Below are 18,661 nucleotides of genomic sequence, written 5' to 3' on the forward strand. Positions count from 1 at the left end.
GACATGTCTTCGGAACGCTCCTGGCAGCCGCTCGCCGAGGTGGCGGAGGATGCGCGGCCCCTCGTGCAGGCGTTCCGCGAGGCGGGCGGCCTGCACTACGGCAGCCTGGCGCCGGAGCCTTCGCGTGCTAACTTTGCCCGGGCCTGCGGCCTGAACGGCTTGAACGGCATTGACGGCGTTGGCCATCGCGACATCATGGTGCCGGTGACCGACGGAGAGATCCGGGTGCGGCTGTACCAGCCGGACGAAGCGGAGGGCGCGGGCGACAAGGGGCCGTTGGTCGTGTTCCTGCACGGCGGCGGGTGGGTGATTGGCAGCATTGACACGCATGACGGCATTTGCCGACTGCTGGCCCGGCAAAGTGGCTGCGTCGTCGCGTCGGTGGAATATCGTTTGGCCCCAGAGCATCAATGGCCCGTGCCGCTGCGGGACTGCGAGCAGGCACTCGGCCATCTGGTCGCCAATGCGGCAGCGTTGTCCATTGACGCCAGCCGCGTAGTGCTGGCCGGCGATAGCGCGGGCGGCAGTATGGCGACCATCATCAGCAATTCGCCGGCTACAGGGGCGTACGAGGTCGCGGGCCAGGTGCTGCTCTATCCGGTGACGGACCTGACCGCAAGCCGGCCGTCCTACGGACGCTTCCTGGGCGGGCTGCCGCTCGTCGCAGAATCGATGCAATGGTTCCGTGAGCTGTACGTGCCCGCAGGCACACCGCTTGACCAGCCCACCTTGTCGCCGCTGCTGCATGCAGAGGGCCGCCGTCAGCCTCCGATGTTTATCGCCACCGTTGGCCTGGACCCACTCTGCGACGAAGGCATTGAATACGCAGCAATGGCAGCGCGGGCAGGCGGCTTGCTGGAGCATCACCACCTGCCTCGCCATATGCACGGCATTTTCACGGCGGCAGGTCGCATCAGCTCGGCGCAGAACTTGCTCGAGCTTGGCGGCTTATTCATTCGTCGACTTTCTCGGCACTCGTAAAGCGTTGCTTTTGATGCGCAACGATGAGGTCGCCTTCTTCTGATGGGTGGCACGCGAGCTGGCGCGTGTGCTGATCGCTGCGCCAGCAATGTCGCGTCGGCCTGTCGGTCTTGACTCGAGCTTCGGCAATTAGCCAGGCCTGCAACGCATGAATCCATTCGCTTGCCCATGCGCGGATCGGTTCAGTCGACCGCCCGCGTGACTCCCAGCCCCCCGGCGGCTCCCTCAGGTCGCTCCTGTTCCGGCTCTCCATCTAATGGCAACGCGGCACATGCGCGTGCTGCAGCGTTGCGCTGCGGCGATCGAACCGCCGAATCCACACCAGCACCCCTTAATGGACCGGTTGGACATCGTTTGCGTCCCGCTTGGTTGGTATTTTCCCTAGTTTGTCACACCTTGATGATAGGCCGGTGCAACGCTAATATTTGGCCGTACTAACGTTATTTGTAGGCCGTCAATACGTATTCATAAGGCGATGCTCAGATGGGTGTCGCTCAGGTCGGTGCCGCACCGCGCGTCACGCGGCCGTGCTGGCTTTCTTGGCGGCGAGACGATCTTCAAATGGCAGCCCGAAAACAGGTGCAGGGCTAGAGCGCTGTTGGCGTCTTCTTCTGCTCCGCACACCTGTTTCCATCAACGCATCTAGCAGAGAGGCTCAGGCCATGGCTGCAAGCAATAAGCGTCAATCGATCATCCCGGCTCCTTTCCAAGGGCACTACGACGCGTATCACTTCTCGCCGGCAACGCGCGTGGGCGACATGGTCTGGGTGTCCGGCCAGGTTGGGGTGGATGCTGACATGAAGCCTGCGGAGGGGATGCAAGCGCAGGCGCAGATCGCATTCGAATGCCTGAAGCTCGTTCTCAACGAGGCGGGCGCAAGCCTGGCCGATGTGGTCGAGCTCACGACGTTTCACACGGACCTGCATGGCGATATCGACGCGTTTATCGCCGTCAAGGACCAGTTCTTTCCGAGCCGCTATCCGTCGTGGTCGGCGGTAGGGGTGACGCAGTTGGCCTTGCCTGGATTGCTGATCGAGATTCGCGCGATGGCCGTGGCCGGATCCGGTGAGGAATGAGCGCTTGAGGCGGCCGGACATGCTGGCTGCACGGCGAGAGATATTGGAAGGAGCCCATGATGAAGAAGCAACGCATTGAATTCGTATCCGCTATTGCGGCCGCAGTATGTTGTGTGATCGGCACCGCCGCCATGGCGGAAGACCTCACGCCGGAGGGCGGTGATCGCGCCGCGAGCAAAGATGGTGCGGTACCTGCTTACGCAGGTAAACAGTCGCCCGAAGCGGGTTGGGAGTGGGGCAAGGTTCGCGGCGATTTCTGGAAGCACAAGAGCGAGAAGCCGCTGTACTCGATCGATGCGTCAAACATCGACAAGTACGCAGACAAGCTGACGCCAGGCCAGATCCAGCTCATCAAGCAGAAGAAGGGCTATCGCATGGACGTGTATCCGTCGCATCGCGAATGCCAGGTGCCCGACTTCGTTGCGCAGAACTCCAAGGCAAATCTGACCGGAGCGAAGCTGGATTCGACGGGGGAGCAGCTGCAGACGGCCACCCTTCCGGGTGTTGCATTCCCGCAGCCCAAGAACGGCGCAGAAGCGATCCTGAACTACATATATCGCTACCACGGTGAAGGTCTGGAATGGCCGAAGATGGTCACCTCGATTTCCCCGCGCCCGGGCGGCAATGAATGGATCGACGTGATCTCTCCACAGCATGCTCTCCTCCCATGGGGCAAGCCCGGCAAGACGACGCCGCAGGATGTTGACCAGCTCAGCAGTGCCGCCTTCTTCAAGATGGAATCGCCACCGGCGCTGGCCGGACAGGCTTTTGTACAGCGGCAGTTCTTCAACAAGTCGTCGGAGACGTTCTATTACTTCCCGGGGCAGCGTCGTGTGCGCCGCATGCCGGCCTATACGCACGATGCGCCGGTCATCGGCATGGAGAACCAGTACCTGATCGATGAGGCCAACATGTTCTACGGCACGATCGACCGGTTCAACTGGAAGCTCGTCGGCAAGAAGGAACTGCTGGTGCCGTACAACGCGTTCGGCATGTACAAGTTCAAAACCAACCTGCACGACGTTGCCACGCCCGACGGCGTTGCTTCGGGCAACCGTCGCTACGAGATGCACCGCGTCTGGGTGGTCGAGGCCACGCTCAAGCCCAGCGCGCGTCACGTTGCATCCAAGAAGGTGTTCTACCTGGATGAAGACAGCTGGTTGGCGCTCGTCGGCGAAGACTACGACGCCCAGGGCAAGCTCTGGAAGGTGCGCGAGAGCTACCCGATTCCGGTGTGGGAGCTGGGCGGCACCTGCGACAACCTGCCGTTCGCGATGTACGACCTCAGCAACGGCCGTTACGTGATGGATCAAACGACGTTCGGTCAGGGCAAAGACATTCGTTGGTACGAGCAGATCAATGATCCGCGCTTCAAGACGGATTTCTTTACCGCAGAGACACTGCGCGCGGTGAGCGAGCGCTGAACGTGGCCGCATGAGCGGGGGCCGGCACGCGCTTGAGGAGGGGCGTACCGGTATCAAAACGGGTTGGAGGAAAAATGAATACCAAGAAGATGTCCACGCGGACAGCGATTTCGCTCGCCGTGTTGGCGGCAACAACGTCTGCAGCGTACGCCTACGACTTCACCCTGGGCACGGACGACGCGGTGAAAGGCTCGCTGGTGAGCAACATCACGGCCGGTGTGGCAACGCGGACAAAAAGCCCGAGCTGCGCGCTCACGGGTGATCCGAATGCAAATGGCTGCGGTGCGGCGGCCAATACCGACCAGTGGGGCGCTGGCGACAACGGCGATCTGAACTATCGCAAGTGGAAGCCCTACAGCACATACCTGAGCGCGACCAGCGAACTGCTGCTGACGATGCCCAGCGAGGGGTTGAAGTTCATGGCGCGCGGCACGGGCATGTACGACTTCATGGCCAAGAACACCGAGCGCACGCCGCTGTCGAGTGATGCGAGGGCGCAGGTGGTTTATGACGCGCACGTGCTTGACCTATGGGCGCAGAAGGACTTTACCGTGGCGGATCAGAACGCCCACGTCCGTATCGGCAACCAGGTCATCAACTGGGGCGAGAGCATGTATGCCATGGGCGGCATCAATGCCACCAACTCGCTCGATATCCAGAAGCTTCTGATTCCTGGCTCGCAGCTCAAGCAGGCGCTGCTACCTGCGCCGATGGTGAGCTTTGCCACGAATCTCTCGCATGGCTTGAGCACCGAGGCTTATTACCAGTTCATCTGGAACGGCAACCGCATGCCCCCGGTTGGCTCTTTCTGGTCGGCGTCCAACGCTGTGGGCCGTGGTGCTGAGCCTTTCACCGTGAACACGACCAATTTCAACGCGAACGGCCCGAGCGCGGGTACGGTGGCGGGCCAGAACGGTTTGAACAGCCACGACCCGGGCACCATTGCGGCGATCAACAACGGCCTGGTCAATGGCGACTTCGCTGGCCCACCGTCGTTCTCGATCGGGCTGCCGGTCTCCAACAAGCTGCCTTCAAAGTACAAGCCGCAGTTCGGGGTGAAGTTCAACTATGTGCCGACCTCCATCGACGCGAACTTCGCCTTCTATTACGAGAACTACACCGACAAGTCGCCCGTGTTGAGTTCGTTCACGAATAACACAGCACAGTGGTCGTATCAGCAGAATCGTCAGCTGTTTGGTATCAGCGCGAACTTCCCGGTGGGACCGTGGGCAGTCGGTACCGAGCTGTCGTATCGCCCGCGTGACGCCGTGGCGCTCTCGGGTTGCTACGGCGCAGGCGGACCGATGGACCTGAACGTGAACCCGGCCGGTGTCGACTGCCAGCAGTGGGTGGACCGCAAGAAGCTGCAATTCGGTATCAACGGCATTCTGGCACTCACGCGCAGCGAGTATCCGTTCCTCAAGATGATAGGAGCGGATTCGGCCTCGCTGACCGCAGAAGCGACGATGGTCTACTACCCCGGTCTTGGCGGAAGCGTGACACGCACCATCAACGGCGTGCAGGTCATGCAGGCGCCGCAGGCAGGCTATCTGACGTGGCTGAACAACAACTCAGGCACGGGCTACCCCATCGGCATGCGCCAGGGTACGGCCGCCTCGGGCGGCGTGACGGTCGACTTCAACTGGACGTATGACGGCACGCTGATCCCCGGCTGGCAGGTCACGCCGGGTGTGACGTTCAACGCGGGCCTGTACGGTTACACGCCCACCTTTAACGCGAACTACATGCAGGGCGCGAAGTCGGCCAACTTCTACGTGCTGTTCAACCAGAACCCCACCGTCTGGCAGGCGGGCATCAACTTCACGGCGTTCTGGGGCGGGCACAACACGGTCGGCAATCCGTATTCGGATCGCAACTTTATCGGCGCATTCGTCACGCGCAACTTCTGACGCGTCCGTGTCGGGCGGCGGCGCGCGCGGTGCGCCGCCAGAAATACTTGAAGGGGTAGTGTCGTGTTGAATCGTCTTGTTGCGGGGCTGGAAAAAGCCTTCTTCGGTCACCGCATGATCGTACTCGCGGTGATTGGCCTCTTCACTGCAGGAATGGCCGTGTTTGCCGTGCAACTGCGCATGGATGCGGGCTTCGAGAAGCAGATGCCGATCGGCCATGAATACATCCAGACGTTCCAGAAGTACCGGAACGATCTGCTCGGGGCCAATCGCATCACGGTGGTGGTACGCGCGAAGAAGGGTTCCATCTGGACGCCGGAAGGGCTCACACGGTTGTACAACGTGACTCAGGCGGTCATTTACCTGCCGAACGTGGATCGCATCGGTGTGCGCTCGCTGTGGACGCCCAACGCGTTCGTCAACGAGATCACCGAAGAAGGCTTCCGCGCCGAGCCGATCATCTCGGGCAACATCACGCCGGATCAGCTCACGCCTGAAGTCGTGGCGAGTATTCGTCGCGCGACCACGCTCGGCGGCTACGTGGGCACGCTCGTCTCGCATAACGAAGACAGCGCGATGATCACCGCAGAGCTGAACGAGCGCGACAGTGCCGGCAAGGTGCTCGACTACGTGGCGTTCAACCACACGCTTGAAGACAAGATCCGCAAGCCGTTTGAAGATGCCGGCTACGAAGTTCAGATCATCGGCTTCGCCAAGCAGATTGGTGACATTGCCGATGGCGCCAAGGGCGTGCTCGTCTTCTGCGTGATCGCGCTGCTGCTGACGGCTCTCTCGGTGTACTGGTATTGCCATTCCGTGCGCTTCACGGTGCTGCTGATCGTGTGTTCGCTGTCGTCGTTGGTCTGGCAGTTCGGCACGCTGCGGCTGCTGGGCTTCGGGCTGGATCCGCTGGCGGTGTTGGTGCCGTTCCTGGTCTTTGCCATCGGGGTGTCACACGGCGTGCAGCAGGTCAACTTCATCGTGCGCGAGATTGCCCGCGGCAATAGCTCGTACGACGCCGCACGCCACAGCTTCAGCGGTCTGCTGATCCCGGGCGTGCTGGCCCTCGTGACGGCCTTCGTCTCGTTCATCACGCTACTGCTGATCCCGATTCCGATGGTGCGGGAGCTGGCAATCACGGCCTCGCTGGGCGTGGCCTACAAGATCGTGACGAACCTGATCCTGCTGCCGGTGGCTGCCTCGTGTTTCAACTTCACGCAGGCGTATGCGCAGAGCGCGCTCAAGCGTGCGGCTTGGCGCTCGGCGGTGCTGCGTCCTCTGTCGAAGGTTGCCCAGCCAAAGTACGCCGGCGTCACGTTGTTGATCACGTTGATGGTGTTTGGGCTGGCGGTCTGGCAGAGCCGTGACCGTGTGATCGGCACGCTGCAGCCTGGCGCCCCGGAGTTGCGCGAGGAAGCGCGCTTCAACCGGGATGCGACGTCCATCGCAGGCAACTACGACATGGGGCTCGATTGGCTGTCGGTGGCCGTCGAGTCGACCGGCAAGGCGTGCAACAACCCAGCCGTCGGCTTGTACGAGGACGAATTCACCGCCGCCATGCGCACCGAGCCCGGCGTGGTCTCCGCCCAGTCGTACTCGGGGATGCTGCGCACCTACAACGCGGGCTACAACGAAGACTATCCAAAGATGAACGTCGTGCCGATCGACCCCGAGAACTACGGTGCGGTGTCGGTGGACGTGGCGCGTCTGAAGGGCTTCATGAAGGCCGACTGCAGCATGACCGCCGTGCACCTGTACCTGACCGACCACAAGGCGACGACGATCAACCGGATCCTGGAGGACATCAAGCAGTACCGCGTGTCGCATCCGTTCCCCGGCGTCAACATCCGCCTGGCGGCAGGGAATGCCGGCGTGCTGGCCGCCACCAATGACGAGGTGGAGCATAGCGAGCTGCCGATGATGCTGTACGTGTACGCGGCCATCGTGATCCTGGTGTTCCTGGCCTATCGCGACTGGCGCTCGATGCTTGCTTGCTGCGTGCCGCTGACGGTGGCCACCTTCATTGGTTACTGGTTCATGAAGGAACTCAAGATCGGCCTGACGGTGGCGACCTTGCCGGTGATGGTGCTGGCGGTGGGCATCGGTGTGGACTACGCGCTGTACATCTACAACCGCCTGCAGCGGCACCTGGCCGAGGGCGACCCGATTGAGCGGGCGATGGAGCGGGCGCTCGAGTTCGAGTGCGTGGCGACGATCTTTACCGCCATCACGCTGGCCGTCGGTGTGGCGACGTGGAGCTTCTCGGCGCTCAAGTTCCAGGCGGACATGGGCAAGCTGCTGGCCTTCATGTTCATCGTGAACTTGGTGATGGCGATGACCGCGCTTCCAGCGCTGGCCTCAGTGCTGGAGCGCTGGTTCCCGCGGCGTAAGCCAGCGCGTGCGCCGGGCCTGTTGAGCCACTGATCCGGAGGCAACCATGATGAAAACGATTCTTACCAGCATCGCGCTGTGCGCGGCTGCCGCAGTGTTTGCACAAACGCCCGCCGAAGGCACAGTCGCCACCTGGAGCGCCAAGCCTGCGCATACGTGGCCAGCGCCGACCAACAGGATGCTGCTGGACGCCACGCGCGCCGGAAAACGCATCGTCGCCGTGGGCGAGCACGGCATCGTTCTGCTCTCCGACGATGAAGGCCAGACGTATCGGCAGGCGCGCACGGTGCCGGCGTCCGCCACGCTGTCGGCTGTCTCCTTTGCCGATGAAAGGCACGGCTGGGCAGTCGGGCAGTGGGGCGTGATTCTCGCGACGAGCGATGGCGGTGAGACATGGCAAAAGCAGCGCATGGATACGGCCGTCGATCAACCGCTGTTCTCGGTGCTCTTTACAAACGACCGCGACGGCATTGCGATCGGCCTGTGGTCTTTGATGCTGCAGACCCATGACGGCGGTAAGACGTGGACGAAAACGACGCTGCCAAAACCGCCCGGGGGCGGCAGGGCCGACCGCAACCTGTACCACGTGTTTGCGGATGGCAAGGGCGCGTTCTACATCTCTGCCGAGCAGGGGACGGTGCTCAAGTCGACGGATGGCGGCGCCACTTGGGACTATCTGGCAACCGGTGGAAAGGGCTCGCTCTGGTCGGGTGTAGCCATGCCCGATGGGCGGATTGTGGTGGGTGGTCTGCTCGGCAGCCTGTTCCAGAGCAGCGATGGTGGAGCGAACTGGCAACCGTTGAAGGCCGAGACGAAGAGTTCGATCACCGGTCTTGTGGCGTCGGGTAACGGGTTCGTTGCGGTTGGGCTGGATGGGCTCGTGCTCAAGCAGCGTGAAGACGGCGCGCCGCTGGCGGTTGCACAGCGTGAAGACCGCGCGGCACTCACCGCCGCTGTGATCGACGCGGGCGGCAAGCCAATCCTGTTTTCGAAAGAGGGCGTGCTGGCTGGGCTCTGAGGCCAGTTAAAGCGCTCACACGTCTCCCCGTGTCTCCCGACATCTTCGAGACGGTTCGTTATCCAACGAGGTAAGAAGGGGTTCACATGCAAGTGACAGAGCAGATGAAGCTGGAGCTGGCGCGCGATGGCGCCACCGTCGCCCGAGGCCTGTTTTCACCCGAACGTCTCAAGCGGATGCGCGAGGCGTTCGATTACGGGATTGCCCACCCCAGCCCGCAGCACGGCTACGCCTTTGCAGGTACGCCGGATGAGCATTTCAACGACTACGGCAACTTCGACAACCGCGATGTACACGTCGCGACGGTCAAGGCGTTGGGACTCGATGAGTTTGTAGCGTCGCTCTGGGATTCCGAGCATGTGTGGTTCATCGGCGAGGAACTCTTCATCAAGAAGGGCGGCAGGGCCGGCCGATCGCCGTGGCACCAGGACACTTCGTACTATCCGTTCAGCGGGCCGCAGTTGCTCAACATCTGGACCTGCTTTGAGAAGATTCCCCGCAAGAATGCGCTGGAGGTCGTACGAGGCTCTCACCTTGGGGCGCAGTACAACGGTACCTCTTACAACGATCCCAACGATCACACCAAGTCGCTGTGGGTCAACACCGATTGGCCTCTACTGCCCAACATTGAAGCCGACCGTGCAAGAGACCCAGCGTCGTGGGACGTTGTCTCGTGGGATCTGGAACCGGGCGATGCGCTGTTGTTCCACTCGGGCTCGCTGCACGGCGGTGCGCCCGTGACCCCGGATTGCCCGGATCGCCATACGCTGGTTTACCGGTTCTACGGCGACAAGCTGTTTTACCGGCCCCTGCCAACCGGAGGATGCAACTACGGCTACGACATCAGCAATCTCAACGATCCGTCGCTGACGCCAGGCGAGCCGTTCCGGGCGCCTTACTGCACGCAGGTGCGGTGAGGCAAGCAAAGTCGTCGCCTCAGCGGCGTGCGCCATCGCCAAGCCCCCTCAAACTAGCGAACGCAGTAAGCCGATGCTATTGAAAACGTACGCTGGTGACGTCTCCTAGATCCTAGCTTTGGTCTCCTCTGGGGTCTTTCGATGCCGTGGCAGCACGGCATCTTTTTTTGTTCGTGCTTTACGGAACGTCGTTGGGGGCGATCCGTCCTTGCGCGATGAGCGCTGTCATCACCATGACCAGTTCGAACGTGCGGTCCTCGCTCACCGATTGGTGCTGTGCATCAAACCTCAGCACCGTGACACCGTCCAGCAGGGCTGTGATGAGCGTTGCGCGAGCCAGGCATTCCCGCGCGGTTGCCGTCGCGTCGACTTCCCGGATGAGGTCGGCCCAGACCACCCGGTAGGCGGCATAGCCGTTTCTCACATGTTCACGCGTGATATCCGAATGCTGGGCCAGCGCCCACATCTCCGACCACAGCTGCTGCACAGCAGGAACACAGGTTTCCTCGAAGTTTTCTGCGGCAATTTCGAGCACGCGCTCCAGTGCCGGTTTGCCGCTCGGTTTGCCGATCTCCGAGTAGCGGTCCAGATAAGCCTGCCCCACCGCCTCCATCGTCGAGCGGAGCAAGTCGTCATGGGTCGGGAAATAGTTCTGAAGCGCCGATGGCAGGGTGCCGAGTTCTCTGGCTACCCGTGCCAGGGTGAAATTTGCATAGCCTTCCGTCGCCAGCAGGTTGGCGGCGGTGGAGATGATCTCGTTGATCTTCAGCTCTCTGCGTTTGCCCTGCGCCGTCGGCCTGTAATGGAAGGTGTCTTGAGTCGACTGACGCGCGCGCAATTCCAGTAGGGCCGGCTGCAGATATCCGTCAGATCCAAAAATGCTGACACGGGCATCGCTACCATCGTGCTGTGTGCGTGGACGACGAAGAGGGACCTCGCTTTGCAGCGTTGCTGCTGAAGCACTCACGACCAATTTGACGGCGCGTTTCCCAACACGAGCGAGCTCGACATAGTCTCTTCCGGGGTAATCGCCGTGGGAGGCGAATAGCGTCATGCCGTCCATTTGGGCACCGATCACGGCGGCACGCACCAGACATTCTTCGTGACTCAACGTGGGATGCATTTCCGACAACAACTTCGCAAAGATGCTCCGAAAACGCGCCTGCATATCGTCCAGCAGTTCTGCGACAAAGGCTTCATGCGAAGCGAATGCCCAGATCTCCACCATGAATTTCGGCAGATCGGTTTCGTTGATGTTCTGGAAGATGCGATTGATCAGCGCGGAGCAACGTTGCGCTGCTCCCGTGCCCGGACGACTCGCAATTGCCGCGTAGTCCTCCATGACCTCGCTCATATAGGCCGGGAGCGCCGTGCGCAGCAATTCTTCCGTCGTTCGAAAGTAGTACTGGAGATTTCCATGGGTGATGCCCATGCGATCCGCTACACGGCGTATCGCGAATCCGGCATAGCCGTCTTCTTGAAAGACCTGGCGCGCGGTTTCGATGATCTCGCGAATGCGCTGTTCCCGATTGCGCCGTGTTGATGGGCGCACGGCGGACTTGGCTCCCTCCGAATGGTCAGGGGTTCCTTGCTTGACCGCGCTGTTTGGCACGTTGACTCTCCCGTGGCTTATACAAAAACTTCCGCAAATTATAGGCCTATCCGACGGAATGGGAAAAACGCTGCCGCTTTCTCTCACGTCCTTGTGTGCGAGCGATAACTGCTTCCTGACGCGCAGCGCTCGCGTGCGTCTTTAACGCGAGTCCCTCGCGGAGGACGTTCCCTGCCAACCTCGCGCTGCGAAACGCTTTCGGTGGTCTGCCGCGCCACACGGTAACTTGCAGCGAGCGAAGCTGAGCCAACTCGACAGCGTTTGCGTCGCGCCCGGTCGGTGTTTTCCCTAACATGTTCTTCCTTGAGTGTAGGCCGTCACGCCGTTAATATTAGGCCGTAATAACGTAATTAGAGGGCCAGTAATACGCTCATTCAAGGCGGGTGTCGGCCGCAGAATCGGGTGAGGAATTTCATGCGTCGCAGCGCTGGCTGCATGCGCAATGCATTTCGGAAAGTGCTGAACGGCTCCCAACTTGACGGTGAAACAGAAGGGCGGCGCCGCTTCTCTTTCGCCCGGATATGAGAGTCGGCTTCAACTGATGTGCAGCGCACCGTCGCGCATCGCTCCAGGTTTGATTTACGCAACCCTCAACAGACGAAGTCGTAGGAGGCAACCATGGCAAAGCACCCCGTCGTCGTGCATGGAGGGATGAAAGGCTTCGAAGAAACCGCGCTGGTCGCCCACATCTTGAGCCGGGATTGAGGAAGTCCGAAATGAGTACGAATCTTGAGCGTGGTAAAGAGCGAGCCGACCTGGGGAAGTATCGGGCGCTGGGCGGGTGGGTTGAAAAGCCCGACGACATGCAGCATGCGCTCGAGGGTAACGTCAGCGCGGATGTGGTGATTGCCGGTGCCGGTTTTGCAGGCCTTTCCGCGGCGCTGGAGCTCACCAGGCTGGGCGCGAACGTCGTTGTGATTGAGCGGGATTTCGCCGGCTTTGGTGCCAGCGGGCGCAACGCAGGCTATCTGGCCGGCGCCATGGCGCTCGAATACGATCTCATGTTCAGGGGCCTCAGCAAGGAGCGGGCGACGCAGATCGTCCGCTACTACGACGACGCTGTCGGCTTCGTGGAAGACAAGCTCAAGGAACACGATATCGACTGCGAGTACGTGCAGTCCGGGTGGATTCGGGCGGGTGTCCATCCGTCGCAGGAAAAGAAGATCCGCGCCGATATGCTGGTCGGTACCGAACACGGCCACAAGTCGGAATTTCTCGATCACGCGCAAATGCGCGCACGCGGGATTCCACCGGCGTTTCTGTTTGGTGAATACACGCCGGCCGGAGGAACGCTCCACCCGGGCAAATACGTCATGGGGCTGCGGCGTGCCGCGCTGCGGGCTCGCGTGAAGCTCTACGAGAACACGCCGCTGCTGTCTTACACCGAAGGGCCGGTCATTCAGGTGAAGACTCCGCGCGGTAGCGTCAGCGCCCCGGTGCTGTTGCTGGCCACCAATGCCTACACCCCGCAGCTCGGTTTGCTTGCAAACAAGGTCGTGCCATTGCGGATCTCGGCAATTGAGACCGAATCGCTGTCCGCAGTGCAGTTGGCCTCGCTGGATTGGCCAAGGCGCGAAGGCATCGTGACGGGCCACTACAGCATGGAGAGCTTCCGGCTGACGGCACGTAACACAATCATCTCCACCGTCAAGCGCATCCACTATCCGTACGGATCAGAAACGCCGAACGTGCCCGCCTACGACCAGTATCGAGCGCTGAGAGCAAACCTCCATGAGCGTTTGCCCACCTTGAAGGACGTCGCATTGCGGCATTGCTGGAGCGGCTACATCAGCACCGCCGGCAACGCGCTTCCCGTGGTCGGCACCACCGGCGCAAACCAGAACATCTACTACACCGCCGGGTGTTCTGGCCATGGCCTGGCCAGTCAATCCATGCTCGGGAACATGCTCGCCCAGAAGATTCGCGGGTCCGAGCCGCCGCTGCTGGCAGCGTTGCGCTACGACACGCCCACGCTGCCGCCAGAGCCGTTCCGCTGGTGTCTCGTCAATGGGGCTCTGGCTGCGGCAAACACATTGGACGATCGATTGAACCGCAAGCTGCGGCACGCGGCAGCCTGAAGGCGAGCGCTTTCACTGCAAAGCAACACGACGCCTTGGGCCGTTTTGCCGCTATTCAGCCCTCAACATCAACGTGAGGTAACACCATGTCCGTCAAGCGTTTCCCCAATTCAGCAGCGCCCTCTGAACTCGCGTCCGTCATTGAAGAAGACGGCGGTGCGATCGTGAAGGGCTTCCTCAGCCCCAGCCTGCTCGAACACCTGAAGAAGGACCTTCTTCCGATGCTCGAAACCACGCCGAATGGGGTGGACGAATACTTTGCCGGTACGCAAACGCGGCGGCTGTCACGTCTGTTTGCCCGCACCGATCATATGGTCGACGTCGCGCTGAACCCGCTGTATCTCGAAACCGCACGCCTCATTCTGCAGAAGCCGATCAAGCTCTGGAGCGGTGAGAACCAGGTCGAGGTGGCCCCCGATATTCAGGTGGGTGTGACGCAGGCTATCCAGATTCGACCTGGTCAGGGCATGCAGCCGTTGCATCGCGACGATTCGGTCTGGCTGTGGCGGCACCCTGGCTACAAGCGGGAAGCTCGCGTGCAGATCATGATCGCCATCACCGATTTCTCCGAAGAGAACGGCGGGACCTTGGTCATCCCGGGCAGCCACAAGTGGGATGACGAACGCATGCCAAAGCAGGAAGAGGCGATCCCGACCTCGATGGAGGCAGGCGATGCACTGATCTTCATCGGTTCGACGTACCACGGCGGTGGTCAGAACCGGAGCAATGCGCCGCGCACGGGGCTGACCATGTCGTATGACCTCGCGATCCTGCGGCAGGAAGAGAACCACTACCTGACGTTGCCCATCGAGCGCGTCAAGCGCTTCCCTGAGGAAATGCAGCGGCTGCTCGGGTGGTCGTGCAGCACGACCTATGCAGGATTTGTCGAGCGCAACGGGGTGATGACCGACCCGCATGCGCTGCTCCAGCAGGACGACTTTGTCGAGGTTGGCCACTTCGACTGACTCCAGTGCATCCGTCCTCCCCATGGAGCGCATGGGGAGGGCTCAGCCGCTTCAAGGGCGGTGCACGCAGCGATGTCACTGGCGCGATGCCAGGGGCGTCGGAGTGCTGTCGCGACAGGATATCGACGACTTTGCGCAATGCATCGCAAGCCAATAGATCACGCAGATTTTTCAAGTTAAGCCCGGGGGCAAGATGGACGACATTGCAAAGAAACACGATGAGGCGCCGGAGGCGGCCGCGCTCACGCGGCGCGGCTTTCTCGGCATGGCCGCATCGGTGACGGCAGCGGCAACGGCGGCGGTACTGCCGAATGTGGCGAGCGCAGTCACTGCAGCAAGCGATAGCCGCGATGTGCTCGAGGTGGCCATCATCGGCGCGGGGCTGGCAGGCCTGACCGCGGCACGTGACCTGAAGCGTGCGGGGTGCGAGTCCTTCGTGGTGCTGGAGGCGCGCGACCGCGTTGGCGGACGGACCCTTAACCACGATCTCGGCAACGGCTACTTCTCGGAAGCGGGTGGCCAATGGATCGGGCCGGGCCAGACCGCGATTGCCAATCTGGCTCGCGAGCTGGGTGTCGGCACCTTCCTGACGCACTGGGAGGGCGATTTAGTGATGCTTGCCGGCAACGCACGCACAACCCTCGCAAACGACGGCGGCTTTGACACGGATCCGAAGCTGCGGCGCGAGCTCGAGGAGATGGCCAGGAGCGTGCCGACCGCCGCACCGTGGACCTCACCGCGTGCTGCCGAGTTCGACGCCATGTCGCTAGCCGACTGGCTGGCAACCAAGCACCTCACACCGGAAGACCAAATCGGCTGGGCGCTTGCCGCGCAGCTGACGACGGGTACTGCACCGGAAAAACTATCGATGCTGCACTATCTGTCCCTGATCAACTCGGCGGATTGCAATTACAGGCAGCTCGAAGCAATCAAGGGCGGTGCACAGGAGAGCCGCATCTCGGGCGGTTCGCAGATCCTGTCGATCAAGATGGCCGAGGCGCTGGGCGACAAGGTGCGCCTGTCGACCCCGGTGCTGCGCATCGAGAACTGGCAGAACGGACCGGTGACCATCCATACCGCGAAGGGCGTGGTTCGCGCGCGCAGTTTGATCGTCGCGCTCTCGCCATCGCTGTGCAACCAGATCGCCTTCGATCCGCCGCTGCCGGAAAAGCGCCGCGAAATGCAGCGCCGCTGGCCTGCCTATGCGCCGATGCGCAAGACGGCGCATGTCTACAAGAAGGCGTTCTGGCGTGACAAGGGCTTGGACGGCATGCTCGTGCAATTGAAGGGGCCGGTCCAATTTGCCTACGACAACTCGCCGGAGGATGTCTCGTTCGGCGTGATCTCGGCCTTTGTGAACAACGGCGTGCTGCCGTCCGACCCCAAGGCTGCCGAAACCGAGCTCTCGCGCATCTATGCCCAGGCGTTTGGCGACGAAGCGCTGCATCCCGTCGCGTACCACGAGCACGACTGGGGCAAGGCTGACAACTGGTCACTGAGCTGCACATCGCCCATCCCTCCGGGCTTTCTCACCAAGTACGGCGACGTGCTGCATCCGCCAATCGGCCGGTTGATCTGGGCGGGTACGGAAACCGCAGAAATCTGGATTACCACCATGGACGGCGCAATACGGTCGGGCCACAAGGCGGCATTGCAAGCGCTTCAGGCCGCGGCTGGGGGGAAAGCATGATGAACACGAATACCACAACGAAATCACGCGGCCGCGGCAAGCGGATTCTGGTACTGGGAGGCGCGCTGCTGTTGGCCGCAGTGGTGGTCGGCGGCGTCATGTACGGGCCGGAGTTCTATGGCCTGCTGCAGTTTGGCAAGCAGCTCGATCAGATCACGCAGGAGGACACGCGTGTCGGCGGTCCATGGCCACGCGTTAGCGAAGTGTGCGTGTCTTGCCATGGTTATGAGGGCAACGCACGCGCCCAGACTTATCCGCGCCTGGCGGGTCAGCCGGAGGCCTACCTCAAGAAGCAGCTCACCGCCTTCGCCAGCGGCGAGCGCAGCAATTCGACTATGACGTCGCTGGCAGCGAGCATGTCGCAACACGAGATCGACGGCTTGGCGGCGCATTTCTCGAAGATGACGCCGTTGCCGAACACGACATTCCAGGCGGACCCGGCCCGCGTGGCGCGCGGCGAGGCGCTGGTTAAGGCCAACAACTGCGCCGCTTGTCACGGGCAGCAGCTGGAGGGCAAAGACCTGTATCCGCGACTGGCCGGGCAGGGTTACGGCTATCTGCGCGATCAGTTGAACAACTTCAAGAGCGGTGCGCGCCGCGATGCCACGGGTTCGATGACTGCGGTCGTCGGAGCGCTGTCGCAGCAGGATATCGACGACCTCGCGCACTACATCGCAAGCCGATAAACCACGCAGATTTTTCAAGCTAGGCGGGAAGCAAGATGGACGATTTTGCAAAGAAAGGCGATGAGGCGCCGGAGGCGGCAGCGCTCACGCGGCGTGGCTTTCTCGGCATGGCCGCATCGGTGACAGCTGCGGCGACGGCGGCGGTATTGCCCAAGGTGGCGAGCGCCGCTGTTGCCGCCGGCGATGAGCGCGACGTGCTCGAGGTGGCCATCATCGGTGCCGGGCTGGCCGGCCTGACCGCTGCACGTGACCTGAAGCGTGCGGGGTGCGAATCCTTCGTGGTGCTGGAGGCACGCGACCGTGTTGGCGGACGCACCCTCAACCACGATCTCGGCAAAGGCTACTTCTCGGAATCGGGCGGCCAATGGATCGGGCCGGGCCAGACCGCGGTTGCCGATCTGGCTCGCGAGCTGGGTGTTGGTACGTTTCCCACCTACTGGCAGGGCAAGACGGTGATGCTGGCCGGTGGCGCGCGTGCCGCAGTCGATACCGAGGGCGGCTTCGGCACGGATCCGAAGATTGCACATGAACTCGAGGAACTGGCCAAAAGCGTGCCGTGTGGCGCGCCGTGGAAATCGCCGCGCGCCGCCGAGTTCGACGCGATGTCGGTCGGCGACTGGCTGGTGAAAAAGAACATCGCAAACGCAGACCAGATCGGTTGGTCGACCGGCTTGGCGATCACGGGTGGCGCCTCGCCGGCGCGACTGTCGCTGCTGCACTGGTTGTCGATGGTCAATTCAGCCGAATGCAACTACGACCGGCTCGAAGCGGTTAAGGACGGCGCGCAAGGCACCCGACTCTCGGGCGGCTCGCAGATTCTGTCGATCAAGATGGCGGAAGCGTTGGGTAACAAGGTCCGACTGTCGAGCCCCGTGCTGCGCATTGAGAACTGGCAGAACGGACCGGTCGCCATTCATACCGCCAATGGTGTGGTCCGTGCGCGTAACGTGATCGTCGCGCTCGCGCCGATGTTGTGCAATCAGATCGCCTTCGACCCGCCGCTGCCGGAGAAACGCCGCGAAATGCAGCGCCGCTGGCCGGCGTTTGCGCCCGGACGCAAGACGACGCACGTCTACAAGAAAGCGTTCTGGCGCGACAAGGGCCTGAACGGCTGGATTTTTCAACCGGGGGGGCCGGTGCTTTGGGCGTACGACAACTCGCCGGAGGATGTCTCGTTCGGCGTGATCAACGCGTTCGTGCACATCAGCATGCTGCCGGCCGATCCGAAGGAGGCCGAGGCCCAGCTCTCGCAGATCTATGCCGAGGCGTTTGGCGATGAAGCGCTGCACCCCATCGCATTCCATCAGCGTGATTGGCTCAAGGCAGACAAATGGACGCTGAGCTGCGTGTCGCCGATGCCGCCCGGTTTTCTCACCACGTACGGTGAAGCCCTGCATCCGTCTGTTGGCAAGCTGATCTGGTCGGGCACGGAAACGGCGGAAATCTGGGCGGGTTACATGGACGGTGCGGTGCGTTCCGGCCACAAGGCAGCGTTGCAGGCGCTACAGGCCGTAGCCGGGGGGAAGGCTTGATGAATACCACAACGAAACCACGCAGCCGCGGCAAGCGGATGCTCATCCTGTCAGGCTGGCTGCTGTTGGCAGCTGCCGTGGTCGGCGGCATCGTTTATGGGCCGGAAGTCTATGGCCTGCTGCGGATAAGCAATGAGGTCGACAAGATCTCGGACAACAACGCAGGTGTGAACGGCCCTTGGCCGCGCGCCAGCGATTCTTGCATTTACTGCCACGGCTTCGAAGGCAACGCCGTTACCCAGGCCTATCCGCGCCTGGCGGGGCAGAAGGAGGCCTATCTCAGGAAGCAGCTCAAGGCATTCGCCAGTGGCGAGCGTAGCGATCCGACCATGACGCCATTTGCGCTCAGCCTTTCGGAGCACGAGTTCGAGTCGATGGTGA

The 18,661-nt window shown here is 61.9% G+C and carries 14 protein-coding genes; 13 read left to right on the plus strand and 1 reads right to left on the minus strand.

The features are described from left to right. Positions 1-3: 3 nt before the first annotated feature. The 7 genes from BEK68_RS22860 to BEK68_RS22890 all read left to right on the plus strand — a co-directional run bounded on the left by BEK68_RS22860 (position 4) and on the right by BEK68_RS22890 (position 9,717). Complete coding sequence (locus BEK68_RS22860) at positions 4-981, plus strand: alpha/beta hydrolase (protein ID WP_012430341.1); 978 nt, start codon at positions 4-6, stop codon at positions 979-981. 662 nt (positions 982-1,643) lie between these two features. Next, on the plus strand, positions 1,644-2,057 hold the full coding sequence (locus BEK68_RS22865; protein ID WP_012430342.1) for a RidA family protein: 414 nt from the start codon (positions 1,644-1,646) through the stop codon (positions 2,055-2,057). A 56-nt stretch (positions 2,058-2,113) separates the two neighbouring features. Beyond that, on the plus strand, positions 2,114-3,481 hold the full coding sequence (locus BEK68_RS22870; protein ID WP_024542193.1) for a DUF1329 domain-containing protein: 1,368 nt from the start codon (positions 2,114-2,116) through the stop codon (positions 3,479-3,481). Between the two features lie 74 nt (positions 3,482-3,555). Then, positions 3,556-5,391, plus strand: a complete 1,836-nt coding sequence (locus BEK68_RS22875) for a DUF1302 domain-containing protein (RefSeq protein WP_012430344.1) — start codon at positions 3,556-3,558, stop codon at positions 5,389-5,391. A gap of 63 nt (positions 5,392-5,454) precedes the next feature. Beyond that, positions 5,455-7,815 carry an efflux RND transporter permease subunit gene (locus tag BEK68_RS22880; protein ID WP_012430345.1) on the plus strand — a complete coding sequence of 787 codons (2,361 nt, stop codon included), beginning with the start codon at positions 5,455-5,457 and terminating at the stop codon, positions 7,813-7,815. A 13-nt stretch (positions 7,816-7,828) separates the two neighbouring features. Next, complete coding sequence (locus BEK68_RS22885; RefSeq protein WP_012430346.1) at positions 7,829-8,800, plus strand: WD40/YVTN/BNR-like repeat-containing protein; 972 nt, start codon at positions 7,829-7,831, stop codon at positions 8,798-8,800. An 86-nt stretch (positions 8,801-8,886) separates the two neighbouring features. Continuing rightward, positions 8,887-9,717, plus strand: a complete 831-nt coding sequence (locus tag BEK68_RS22890; protein ID WP_012430347.1) for a phytanoyl-CoA dioxygenase family protein — start codon at positions 8,887-8,889, stop codon at positions 9,715-9,717. A 178-nt stretch (positions 9,718-9,895) separates the two neighbouring features. Here BEK68_RS22890 and BEK68_RS22895 read toward each other — a convergent pair whose 3' ends face one another. Then, positions 9,896-11,329 (minus strand): TetR/AcrR family transcriptional regulator, encoded by a 1,434-nt coding sequence (locus BEK68_RS22895; protein ID WP_012430348.1) that lies wholly within the window; start codon positions 11,327-11,329, stop codon positions 9,896-9,898. Positions 11,330-12,045: 716 nt separating this feature from the next. Here BEK68_RS22895 and BEK68_RS22900 point away from each other — a divergent pair. The 6 genes from BEK68_RS22900 to BEK68_RS25625 form a co-directional block, all read left to right on the plus strand. Then, a complete protein-coding gene (locus tag BEK68_RS22900) occupies positions 12,046-13,407 on the plus strand; it encodes an NAD(P)/FAD-dependent oxidoreductase (RefSeq protein WP_012430349.1) in 1,362 nt (453 codons plus the stop codon). Between the two features lie 86 nt (positions 13,408-13,493). Continuing rightward, a complete protein-coding gene (locus BEK68_RS22905) occupies positions 13,494-14,372 on the plus strand; it encodes a phytanoyl-CoA dioxygenase family protein (protein ID WP_012430350.1) in 879 nt (292 codons plus the stop codon). Between the two features lie 193 nt (positions 14,373-14,565). After that, positions 14,566-16,062, plus strand: a complete 1,497-nt coding sequence (locus BEK68_RS22910) for a flavin monoamine oxidase family protein (RefSeq protein ID WP_012430351.1) — start codon at positions 14,566-14,568, stop codon at positions 16,060-16,062. After that, positions 16,059-16,748: a c-type cytochrome gene (locus BEK68_RS22915; RefSeq protein ID WP_137911000.1), complete on the plus strand. Its 690-nt coding sequence runs from the start codon at positions 16,059-16,061 to the stop codon at positions 16,746-16,748. The genes BEK68_RS22910 and BEK68_RS22915 overlap by 4 nt, the downstream gene beginning before the upstream one ends. A gap of 35 nt (positions 16,749-16,783) precedes the next feature. Beyond that, positions 16,784-18,280 carry a flavin monoamine oxidase family protein gene (locus BEK68_RS22920; RefSeq protein ID WP_015855715.1) on the plus strand — a complete coding sequence of 499 codons (1,497 nt, stop codon included), beginning with the start codon at positions 16,784-16,786 and terminating at the stop codon, positions 18,278-18,280. Continuing rightward, on the plus strand, positions 18,280-18,661 hold a 382-nt coding region (locus tag BEK68_RS25625), incomplete at its 3' end, for a c-type cytochrome (protein WP_139111377.1). The genes BEK68_RS22920 and BEK68_RS25625, both read left to right, overlap by 1 nt.

It is taken from the genome of Ralstonia pickettii (genome assembly GCF_001699815.1).
GTDB classification, from domain to species: Bacteria; Pseudomonadota; Gammaproteobacteria; order Burkholderiales; family Burkholderiaceae; genus Ralstonia; species Ralstonia thomasii.